This window comes from uncultured Nostoc sp. (genome assembly GCF_964245445.1).
GTDB lineage: Bacteria > Cyanobacteriota > Cyanobacteriia > Cyanobacteriales > Nostocaceae > Nostoc.
Map to the genome: position 1 here is coordinate 1 of NZ_CAXTNE010000254.1, position 11,424 is coordinate 11,424.

The 11,424-nt window shown below is 41.3% G+C and carries 9 protein-coding genes and 2 pseudogenes; 1 reads left to right on the forward strand and 10 read right to left on the reverse strand.

Features of this window, described 5'->3' with window-relative positions; genetic code table 11:
- Nucleotides 1–53 precede the first annotated feature (53 nt).
- Nucleotides 54–563, reverse strand: a pseudogene (locus tag ACFE90_RS30050) (FAD-binding protein); the annotation flags it as partial.
- A 185-nt stretch (nucleotides 564–748) separates the two neighbouring features.
- Here ACFE90_RS30050 and ACFE90_RS30055 point away from each other — a divergent pair.
- Nucleotides 749–901, forward strand: a pseudogene (locus ACFE90_RS30055) (tyrosine-type recombinase/integrase); the annotation flags it as partial.
- A gap of 59 nt (nucleotides 902–960) precedes the next feature.
- Here the strand turns inward: ACFE90_RS30055 and ACFE90_RS30060 are convergent.
- From ACFE90_RS30060 to ACFE90_RS30100, 9 genes are all read right to left on the reverse strand, one after another.
- Nucleotides 961–1,932 (reverse strand): polyphosphate kinase 2 family protein, encoded by a 972-nt coding sequence (locus ACFE90_RS30060; protein WP_375506015.1) that lies wholly within the window; start codon nucleotides 1,930–1,932, stop codon nucleotides 961–963.
- Between the two features lie 64 nt (nucleotides 1,933–1,996).
- Nucleotides 1,997–2,338 carry a hypothetical protein gene (locus ACFE90_RS30065; RefSeq protein WP_375506016.1) on the reverse strand — a complete coding sequence of 114 codons (342 nt, stop codon included), beginning with the start codon at nucleotides 2,336–2,338 and terminating at the stop codon, nucleotides 1,997–1,999.
- A gap of 52 nt (nucleotides 2,339–2,390) precedes the next feature.
- Nucleotides 2,391–3,179: an ATP-binding cassette domain-containing protein gene (locus tag ACFE90_RS30070; protein WP_375506017.1), complete on the reverse strand. Its 789-nt coding sequence runs from the start codon at nucleotides 3,177–3,179 to the stop codon at nucleotides 2,391–2,393.
- A gap of 145 nt (nucleotides 3,180–3,324) precedes the next feature.
- Nucleotides 3,325–4,110 carry an aliphatic sulfonate ABC transporter permease SsuC gene (ssuC, locus tag ACFE90_RS30075; RefSeq protein WP_375506018.1) on the reverse strand — a complete coding sequence of 262 codons (786 nt, stop codon included), beginning with the start codon at nucleotides 4,108–4,110 and terminating at the stop codon, nucleotides 3,325–3,327.
- A complete protein-coding gene (gene ssuD, locus ACFE90_RS30080) occupies nucleotides 4,107–5,264 on the reverse strand; it encodes an FMNH2-dependent alkanesulfonate monooxygenase (RefSeq protein ID WP_375506019.1) in 1,158 nt (385 codons plus the stop codon). The genes ssuC and ssuD overlap by 4 nt, the downstream gene beginning before the upstream one ends.
- 96 nt (nucleotides 5,265–5,360) lie before the next feature.
- Nucleotides 5,361–6,266: a sulfonate ABC transporter substrate-binding protein gene (locus ACFE90_RS30085; protein WP_375506020.1), complete on the reverse strand. Its 906-nt coding sequence runs from the start codon at nucleotides 6,264–6,266 to the stop codon at nucleotides 5,361–5,363.
- Nucleotides 6,267–6,948: 682 nt separating this feature from the next.
- Nucleotides 6,949–7,830 carry a class I SAM-dependent methyltransferase gene (locus ACFE90_RS30090; protein WP_375506021.1) on the reverse strand — a complete coding sequence of 294 codons (882 nt, stop codon included), beginning with the start codon at nucleotides 7,828–7,830 and terminating at the stop codon, nucleotides 6,949–6,951.
- Between the two features lie 222 nt (nucleotides 7,831–8,052).
- Nucleotides 8,053–9,789 (reverse strand): ABC transporter ATP-binding protein, encoded by a 1,737-nt coding sequence (locus ACFE90_RS30095; protein ID WP_375506022.1) that lies wholly within the window; start codon nucleotides 9,787–9,789, stop codon nucleotides 8,053–8,055.
- Between the two features lie 721 nt (nucleotides 9,790–10,510).
- A complete protein-coding gene (locus ACFE90_RS30100) occupies nucleotides 10,511–11,383 on the reverse strand; it encodes a bile acid:sodium symporter family protein (RefSeq protein WP_375506023.1) in 873 nt (290 codons plus the stop codon).
- Nucleotides 11,384–11,424 lie beyond the last annotated feature (41 nt).

Below are 11,424 nucleotides of genomic sequence, written 5' to 3' on the forward strand. Positions count from 1 at the left end.
ATTTTTAGCGATCGCTGGTTTTTGATCCTACCTCACCAAATCGCGTTGCTCCCAGCACGTCCTTCTTTGACTAACACACGGGTTGCCATGACGCGATTTGTCACTTTGACTTTGTGGCGTTTGACTTGGCGGGTGAGAATTGTTTTGAGGTCTTTACCTTCTGGCATGGGTAAGACATATTTACCCACACGATGCACTTGTTTTAAGTCATAGTTGCCTTGGGCATCTTTTTGAAATTTCACACCCCAACTTTCTAATTCTTGGATAACTTCATAACCTAATTTGCCTGTTTGATATACGGCTTTTTGGTTGACAATGCCATCGTTAGCTAGGGTGATTTCGCGGACGTATTGTTCTGGGGTGGAATGTCCGGGAATAACTGCGGTATTCACGCCATCCATACCCATTGCGATCGCACCACTCCGTCGGATGTTAGCTTTTTCTAAAATCAGCACCTCTGCATCAGGATTGGCTTGTTTGGCTTTAATTCCAGCCATTGTCCCGGCTGTACCGCCACCAATGACAAGTACATCAGTTTTTATTTGTTGGGTGTTGATATCCATAAGCTTTTGAGAGTGTTGAGGATACGTAGAACGTTTAAGCTAAAATCAATATAAATACTACGGTAAACCAAGCAGATTGCCGTATTTTACTGATAGAATATTCACATGAATAAGCCGCAAATGCAATATCCGTAAATTGCGATCGCCCGCATTGTTGAACGAGCTTACCTTTACCTGTCCATGCCCATATGCTGCGGCATGGAACAGGTTATTATCTGGCGAATCGAGTTATTGATACCCGAACAATTCAGAGTTATGTGGGGCATAAAAATATTCAGCATCCTGTTCGTTACACCGAACTTGCATCTACCAAGTTTCAAGGTCTTTGGGATGATTAATGTTTAAACCCCTTGGTTAATTCTTGCCCCATCTCCCCCGAAAAAAATCGCTCTCATGCTTAATCTGGAACCACAATATTTTCTAAACCCTTTTCTGCTAATGGAAATTGTGGGTTCATTGCCTCTAGAGTGTCTGCGATCGTTCGAGCTACTACTAAGTTACGATACCACTTATTGTTTGCAGGTACGACATACCAGGGAGCATGAGCAGTCGAGCAATTGTTAATCATGTCTTCAAATGCCGCTTGGTAGTCATCCCACAGTACTCGCTCTTTTAAGTCATTGCTGGAAAACTTCCAATGCTTATCTGGATCTTCTAGCCGACTTTCTAAGCGCCGTTTTTGTTCGTCTTTAGAAATATGAAGAAAAAACTTGATAACAGTAATGTTGTTGAGTGTCAGCATATGCTCAAACTCATTGATTAATTGATAGCGAGCACGCCAAATATCCTCCGGTACTAGCTGTTTGACTCGTACAATTAACACATCTTCATAATGAGAGCGATTGAAGATGCTAATCATCCCCCGTTGTGGTGCGCGCTGGTGGTAGCGCCAAAGAAAATCATGGCTTAATTCTTCATCGCTGGGCTTTTTGAATGACCAAACCTGACAGCCTTGTGGGTTAAGACCACCGAATACATGTTTGATAGTACCGTCTTTACCCCCGGTGTCCATCGCTTGCAGCACAATTAGCAAACTACGTTGGTGTTCAGCGTATAACCGTTCTTGCAAATTTTGCAACCGTTGACGCTGCTTTTCCAATTCTTCCTCGATATGCTTCTTTTTCTTGTAGTCCTCAGAGGCATTTGGATCGAAATTAGCCAAGGTGATGGGCTGTCCGGGATGAACTCGGTAGCGAGGATAGTCTGGTTTAGGCGGTGGCTGATCTACAACGATTTTTTCAGGTGCCATTTCCTCGGCATACTCAGTTGTAATTTTTGCTGCCGCTTTTTTTGTCTTACGAGATTCTGCTGATGTTGTGCTGCTGGTGGCAGCCGTATTATTATCTTTTGAACTATTTGACTGGCTCATAGGTTCTTTTAAGTTAGATAGGATTTACCGTGAGATATCCTTAATTTGCTCAATTTATTCAAGGCTATCTAGTCACCTCAATTTGATGCCAAGAGTTATTCATGTATCCCTTGAAATTCCAAATCGTTTTGATATCTTCTGGTTGAGTGTTACCAGCAGAATCCCAGGCACGCACAATAACTCGGTTTTTGACATTTTTGAGATTTATCTGGCTGTGCCAAAATTGCCAAGCCCAGGGATGCTGTGATTCTTGAAGCTCTGCTTGTATCCAAGTTTCTCCTCCATCGGCGGATAGCTCTACGCATCTAATGGTACAGTTTTCGGTTGCGATCGCATACCCCTCAATTAAGATAGGGTTTGTCGGTATTGTCTCTCCATCTAATGGATGACAGATTACAGAATTCACGGTTAGCTCTCCTAGCATCTGTCCGTTTTTTGTTTTTACTTTAATAGCTCATTTAACCTTTAGTCTGTGCTAGCTGTTGAACTTTTTCTGCTTCCCCATTAATTAGACCTGCTTCATCACCCATAACGCGCTCTAAGATTTCTTCTGCCAGAGTGAGGAATTCTGGGTCTTTGCGTTTGCGAGGACGTGGTAGCGATATGCGCTGATCCATTGTGACTCGACCATCTTCAATGAGTATGATGCGATCGGCTAGCGTTACTGCTTCATCCACATCATGAGTAATCAAGAACGCCGAAAATTTTTGTTCATGCCAGATTTTTTCAATTAATCGCTGCATTTCAATGCGAGTCATCGCATCCAAAGCACCAAGGGGTTCATCCAACATTAGTAAGCGCGGCTCTCGCACTAAAGCCCTAGCCAGTGCCACTCTTTGCTTTTGTCCTCCCGAAAGGACAGATGGCCAATCCTTAGCTCGTTCTTTTAAACCTACTTGCTCTAGCGCCTTCTCTGCCTTTTGCCGCCAGTCTTTTTTGTTCAATCCTAATCCCACATTCCCTAGAACATTGTCCCACGGTAACAGGCGAGCATTTTGAAACATTGTTCGCGCGTTGCGATTACGCCCGCGCAATGGCTCCCCGTCGATTAAAACTCCACCGTCACTGGGATTTTCAAACCCAGCTATCATCCGTAAGAGTGTACTTTTACCGCCACCACTGCGTCCAACGATCGCAATAAACTCTCCTGGTGCTATCTCTAAATCGAGACTCTGCAACACCTGATTATTACCATAGGTCTTTGTCAGACCCATAACTTTTACCTCTACGCCTTGTAAGGGTGCCATCTTTACAAACCTCTTTAAAAAGTGCAACAGAATTTTGAATAATAAGTAACCGTCATGAACTAAGTACACCAGAAAGAATTAAAAGTAAGTAGGGGATATTAAATTTTTGCTTCCAAACTTTTGCCTTGTTGCAGCCAGCTAAACTTTAAGCAGCTTGGTAGTTAGTATCCCACCTTAACCATTTATCTTCTAAAGCTTTGGCAGCGACATCTGCTAACTTGCCCAGCAAGGCATAAAGCAAAATGCTCAAGACAACCACATCGGTTTGCATAAACTCACGAGCGTTCATTGCCATATACCCAATGCCAGAGTCGAGTGTGATTGTTTCAGCAACAATCAAGGTTAGCCACATAATTCCCAAGGCATAACGTAGACCAACGATAATTGAACCTAATGCGCCTGGGAAGATGACTCGCTTAAATAAAGACCAGCCATGCAAGCCATAGGATTTCGCCATTTCAATCAGTTCTGGATCAACCGTGCGAACTCCGTGAAAGGTATTGAGATAGATGGGAAAGAATACTCCCAATGCCACAAGAAAAATCTTAGCTTCTTCGCCAATGCCAAACCACAAAATTACAAGTGGGATTAACGCTAAGTGAGGAATATTCCGAATCATCTGCACTGAGGTGTCCAAATACTCCTCTGCTGGACGAGCCAATCCATTAAGTAATCCCAACCCAAAGCCAATACTACCTCCCAGCAAGAACCCAATCACAGCCCGGATTGTACTGATAATCAGGTTTCGCCACAGTTCCCCAGAACGGGATAAACGAATTCCTGCAAGTATTACATCTGAAGGGGCAGGCAATACTCTTGTAGAAAGCCAGCCAGATTTTACCAGTAATTGCCAAAGAATAATTAGAACAATCGGCAAAATCCAAGGTTTTAGCTGCCGAAACCCTACTTGATAAAATCGACTTTTTTTCATTTTGAAGCTCCTTCTGCGGTAGGTTGTTGCTTAGGAAAATCTTGGTTGGCGACAATTTCACCAAAAGGACTTAATACGTGCTGTTGTGCTGTAGTAGGTAAATTCTGAAGTGGTAAGCGGGGGAAAAGTAATTCTGCTACTCGATAAGCTTCTTCTAAATGCGGATATCCCGAAAGGATGAAAGTTTCAATTCCCAGTTCGGCGTATTCCAGTATCCGTGCCGTGACAGTATCGGGGTCTCCTACTAAGGCTGTACCTGCGCCACCTCGCACCAGTCCGACTCCTGCCCAGAGATTAGGACTGACTTCCAATGCTTCACGACTGCCACTGTGCAGTTGCGTCATGCGGCGTTGCCCAACGGAATCTAAACGAGCATAAACTTTTTGAGCTTTGGCGATCGCTTCTTCATCGACATACTTAATTAAATCATTGGCAGCATCCCAAGCTTCGCTCTCAGTTTCCCGGACAATGATATGCAAACGAATCCCAAAACGTAAAGTTCTACCTTGTTCGGCAGCTAACTTCCGAACTGCATTAATCTTCTCGGCTACTTGCTGCGGTGGTTCTCCCCAAGTCAGATACACATCAATGTGGTTAGCTGCAATTTGCTGGGCAATCGGTGATGAACCGCCAAACCATAAAGGAGGATAGGGCGTTTGTACAGGAGGAAAAAGTAGCTTGCCGCCTTTGATTTGAAAATATTTACCACTGAAGTTGGCTTCTTCACCGGTCATAATTGCTCGCCAAATGGACAAAAACTCATCTGTCAACTCATACCGTGCTGTGTGGTTGAGATGAACTCCATCACCAGCCAATTCCACCGGATCGCCCCCCGTCACGATGTTTATCAGCAAGCGTCCATTGGATATGCGGTCAAGTGTAGCCGCCATCCGTGCTGCCATGCCAGGAGACGACAACCCAGGGCGAATCGCCACTAAAAAACGCATCTGTTGAGTTACTGTTATTAAGGATGATGCTATAATCCAAGCGTCTTCACATGAGCGTCCTGTGGGAAGTAAAGCACCCGTGTAGCCTAGATGATCCACAGCTTGAGCAATTTGACGCAAGTATGGATAGCTAGCAGCACGCCCTCCTGTTGCTGTTCCGAGATAGCGACCATCACTGTAGGTTGGAATAAACCAAAATAGTTCCATTGATACTGGACTCCTTGAGTGTTTTAGCTATAAGTGTAAGAATGCGATAGCCTACGGTGGAGCCTAGCCCATCGCTTATGTAGCTTGTAAACAGTTTTAATTAGGCTTATGATCAGACACCATAGCTACTTGACTGACATCAATTTTTTTAGGAACCAATTTCAGACGATAAAAAGTATCAGCAAGCCTTTGTTGATAAGCAACAACTTCCTGGGTAATGAGTTCTAAGCCATAAGCTCTTCTTTTTGCTACCTGCTCTAAAACACCAGCATCAATTCCAATTAAAGGTGAGAGAATTTGTGCAACTTCTTTTGGTCTAGGTTTTGCCCATTCATCTACTTTTTTGATTTCCTCTAAAACGACTTTCAGGCGGTCAGGATGCTTCTTGGCAAAGGTTTGAGAAGCAAAAAGGAACTCCCGATTTTCGACTATATTTGTAGCATCTGTAAGTATTCGCGCCCCTGTAGCTTGTTGAGCTGCGGCAAAGTATGGGTCCCAAATCGCCCATGCATCGACCTTTTTTCGTTCAAATGCTGCTCTAGCATCAGCTGGAGGAATAAAGACTGGTTGAATATCGGTATATTTCAAATTAGCTTTTGCCAATGCCTGTACAACTAGATAATGGACATTTGAGCCTTTATTTAAGGCAATTTTTTTACCTTTTAAGTCAGCAATATTGCGAATTTGAGAATCTTTTGAGACTAAAATTGCTTCACCTTTGGGATTAGGAGGTGAACTGGCAACATAAAGCAGAGGCGCACCAGCTGCTTGAGCAGATATGGGAGGCGTTTCTCCTGCATGACCAAAGTCAAGCCGACCAGCATTTAAAGCTTCTAATAGTTGCGGCCCAGCTGAAAATTGATTCCATCGCACCGATAAACCCATTGATTTTAACTTTTTCTCTAAATCACCCTTTGCTCTTAAAAGACTGAGAGAGCCAAACTTCTGATGACCAATCCGAACTACTTTTTCTGGATCTTGACCTATGCTAAATGATGGCATAGATGCAGTAATTACCGAAAGATTTGGAGAGCAAGCAGAAATTATCAAACTCAAGCTGAGACTAACAGCAAATAGAAAGGTAAATCTTTTGCTTGAATGCTGTTTGAATAAACCTATAATTTTGTGCAATTTTAATACAAGCGCAGAAAAAATATCCTGATTTAGAAACATTTCGCCCTCAATTTCAAGTATGGAAAATTTATAATTAAAAAGTATTAAAGGCTTAACTAACTTTCATTAAAATTATTGAGAGCAGTCTAAACTACAGTAAACCGACAAATTTAATGTAGTATCTAACTAAAGAATGATATTTTAATATCTATAGGAATTGTATTTAATTTTTGAAATTATCTACGTGGGCGGGGAGTAGGGAGTAGGGAATAAGGAATTAGGCTTTTCGAGCTGTACCGAGCTTTTTCAGAAATCAATTATTAGTCCTATATATCTTGAACTAAGGATATGTATATGTCTGTATACAAAAAAGGGCAATGCTTTGAGCCAAACCCCGTAAAGCAAATTTACTCATTGCAAACGGTGCAGACTGAGGATAACCTTAACACTGGCGGAAGCACCTGTAAAAAAGATAGCTCCCCATTAACCAGAATTTAAAGGTAATAATACCAAACCTCGTTTTTGCTATTTCCCCTTTTCGAGGGTACATACAAAAAAACCAGTAAAGACATCAAGAATTGCAAAGGGTTAAAACAAAAGTAGAGCCAATAGCCAACATTGATTTAACAACCTCTGGCTCAATCCCTAAAGGCTTTAAACAAGTAATTTGATTCATCACTTCGAGCATACTATATTCTTTAATATCAAACTCTTGTTCATAAGCGAACTGTTTCACATGGCCGATGTTTTCAAAGTGATAATTATTAATAGCTCGACCTGAGACATTACTTGCAGTTTGATTGAGTCTTTGCAACCCAGGACTAATTTGCCGTAGTTGATTCAAGCCATCAAAAGTGGTTAGGTCAGGTGTAATCCATACACCGCCGTAAACTCGCAGTATCTCACGAACATTAGCAAACACTTTTTGCTTTTCTGCTAAGGTTAGGTATGTTAACAATCCTTCGCATAAAACAACTACAGGTTGGTTTTGATGTAAATAATTTACGTTCAAAGGAAACTGACTAGGTTGATTAGTAGCATCAATTGCTTCAAAATGCAAATTCTGCCGTTCTCCAATCAATCGTTTTACGAGTTGCTGCTTCTGACTAATCATTGCAGGTAAATCACTTTCCACAAAAGTGATATTTTGATTTTGAGACATTGCCATACCACGAGGCAATAATCCAGATGCTAACTCGATAATTTGGGTAGTCTCAAATTGCAAGTGTTGAGATATTACTTGATTAACAGCTTTGTAACGAGCCTCAACAAGAACAGACACTTCACTCGGCTGACTTAATTTTTTTTGTTGCAGTTGTTCTATGAAGCTTTCGGCATTAACTAATTGAGCTAATTCCTTGCCATAAGGGATATCAGTAAACTGCCTAGTATAAGCTACCATCAAAGCTGTTGGACTAATTGCATCAAAAGAGCTTGCTTGTGATTGAACCATCTGCTACCTCATATATAGTTTTTTATCTGATCTAATATTTGTGTATCTAATACATAATACGGTAAAACTATTGATTTAGCGTATTTGTTAAGCACGTTTTGGCTATAACAGTTAACGCAATACAAGGTTTAGTCCATCAACATCAATAACTTCTCTGTGTGCTTGAGTCTCAGGCTCTTTCATACCAATTAGACAGCTAGAGCCTGTACTTTAAACGATATCTTATATTTTTAGTTGCATATTGTACAGATTCGAGTAAGTACCATTCACCTCGATTAACTCTTCATGCGTTCCTTGTTCATCAATTCCATTATCCGTTAACACTACAATCCTTTGTGCGTTTCTGACTGTTGACAGACGATGGGCTATAACTAGTGTTGTCCGGTTATCGGTTAACTTCTCCAATGAATCTTGAATGGCCTTTTCACTTTCATTATCCAGATTGCTCGTCGCTTCATCAAAAATGATAACGGGTGGATTTTTTAAGAAAGCGCGTGCAATACTCAACCTTTGCTTTTGGCCTCCTGATAATTTTACGCCACGCTGACCAATATCCGTATTGTAACCATCCGGTAATCTCATAATAAAATCATGGGCATTCGCTTTTTTGGCTGCTTCAATGATTTCTTCCTGGCTTGCCTCAAGCTTACCGTAGCGAATATTTTCTAAAACTGTCCCAGCAAACAAGTACACATCTTGTTGAACAATACCTATGTTCTTTCGTAATGAGCGTAAGCTGATATCTTTAATATTTTTACCATCGAGTAGTATTTCTCCATTGCTTACTTCATAAAAGCGGGGAATTAAGAAACATAAGGTTGTTTTACCAACACCTGAAGCCCCGACTAAGGCAACATATTCGCCAGCTTTTATACTCAAAGAGATGTTCTTTAATACATGGTCATAGTCTTCTTTATACTTGAAGCTTACATCTTTGAATTCCACATTTCCTTGAACATGATTAAGTTTGATCGCATCTGTTGAGTCTTGTATATCTGGCTCCACCTGCATAATGTGCATAAATCGGTCAAAGCCAGTGATACCTTCTTGATACAGTCTGGCAAAGTTAACAAATCTCCGAATTGGATCAATGAGGATGCCAATATATAACAAATAGGTCACCAAATCGGCTAAACCCAAAGAAGTATTTACAATAGCAACACTGCCAAAGACAATCACTACAATAGTCATCAGTTGCGTAAAGACATTCATCCCCTCATGAAAGTAGGCTTCGCTCTTATAACCGTCTCGTCTGCTCTCAACAAAACGGGTGTTTGTGTATGCAAACTTCTTCTTTTCCCTTGTCTCGTTGGTAAACGATTGTACTACCCTAATACCTGCCAGTGTATCTTCAACTTGTGCGTTAATATCACCAATTCTTTCCTTGCTTGTTCTTAGGGCAGTATTCATTTTCTTATTGAAATATATGGCATAAAGTATCATGATAGGAAAGAAGATAAAAACAATTAAAGTCAGATTAACGTTGATAGTGATTAAAATAAGAAAAGCACCGACAAACTTTACTAACCCGATGACAATATCTTCAGGACCATGATGATACAGTTCACTAATTGATTCCAAATCATTGGTGATGCGGGTCATCAACTGACCTGTTTTTTGTTGATCATAAAAAGGAAACGATAGCTTTAGATAATGGTTAAATAAGTCACAGCGCATATCACTTTCCATCATGGTTCCCATCATATGCCCCCGATAGTCAACAAATGTGTTGCACAAAGCATGAACCACAACCAAAGTGAGCATGACTGTGCCGACTGTATATATTTGACCGAGCGCATTGGGTGCATTTACTTCTAAGACATTTTTGGTAATGTATCTTGCACACAAGGGAAGTAACAACGTAATTACTGAAACAATAAATGCACATACGATATCTGCAAAAAGCAATCCTAGATATGGCTTGTAATACGACAATAATTTCTTGCTTCGAGAACCCATAAAGTTTTTCCTCAAACAGCTAAGGCTGCATTGTAATGGTGGACAAACAACGAAATCAGGCTGATATAATTTGTTAGTTTTTTTGCTAAGGTCATCAAAAATCAAAAAGTGATTATGTGATACTTACGACCCCAAAACAATGAGCGGCGTAGGGTATCTCTTCCCTAGCCGCTCAAAACAAAACGACCACAGACAAAAGATCCCTGTAGCCGCATAATTTCTTATGAATTAAACGGCCACGAGTGTGGCGTACACCCATGACCGAAAATGTTCCTTCCTAGTGCATGAACAAGTAGCGGTAGAACAAACGCACTGACGCATTTATATTGCACTCTGCGACAGCGTAATGCTACACATTTATTCCATAATCACTATTGGAGGCAATACACCCATACATCGATATGTAGCAAGGGTCTAACCACTAGCCACTGCGATATACACAGCGACGGGAAGACAACTAGAAAACTACGAAACCGATACAATTACCGGATGCTCACAGATACCTCAAATAGTTCAACGACCGTTCACACGACCTGAAGGCACTGTTTTGGTTAAAAGGCTTACTCCACAAGCGAGCAGGCCACACTACATGGAGCAGCATTGGTCAGCTCATACATTTTGTAGATGAAAGCTGTCATCTTTGCGCCTCCTAAAGAATTTCAATCTTGTGTAGTATACAGTAACACGCAGATTATTAGAGGTCAAGTCAGTTAGGAGAATTTCAACCCTCTACCTGCTTTATCTCTACACCTGTTCCTTGGTCTAGTTCTATGAACTTTGGCCCGGCGATCAAAACTACGATCATCATTAAAATACTCGTCACCATGATGATGCTCACGACGCTGGGATCTTCAAAATTACTTGTAGCTACTAACAATGCGGCGGCAAAATTACGTTGAGCTGTTCCTACTCCTAGCACTCGTTGGGTATCGATACCAGGGCCGCCCAAAAGATAACCCACGGTAAAGGAGAAGACTATGAAAACGGCACAAACTAAAATTGCACCTGTTTGTAATAAGCCAATGATATCGTTAGTGTGAACTATCAGCCTGACTACCAGACCTAAAAGCAATCCAGCATTAGATAATTTGAATAAAATCGGCTGGATAATGGGGGCGATCGCACTCAATTTTGCTTTGATGAATAACCCAATGATCAATGGGCTGACCATCATTAACAATAAGGGTTTGGCAATGTCCCAGGAGTTAATTTGTACACCTTCCACCACTAAAGGCAATACAATCGGCATATAAAAAATTGTGCCTAGCATTAGCAACATCATTAATCCCACCGAGAAAGCTATATTGCCTTTGACTATGTGGGCAAGTTTAGGTAGTGCTGGAGGCCCTGATGCTACTGCCATGACCAGTAAGCCATCTCTGAGTGGTTCACTTAAATGTACTACTTGTAGTAACAAATATACAAAAAGCGGCACTAGCACAAAATTTGTCAGCAGCGATGATATGACTAAGCGGAGGTTGCGGAGTGGTTCCCAAATCTGTTGTACAGTTAAACTTAACCCTGCACCCAGCATGGTGAACACGATAAATGTGAAAAGTGCGAGTTTGTCGATTATTGACAAGATTTCGTTCATGATTTTTTCTCACGCAGAGACGCAAAGGGGCAGGGGAGCAG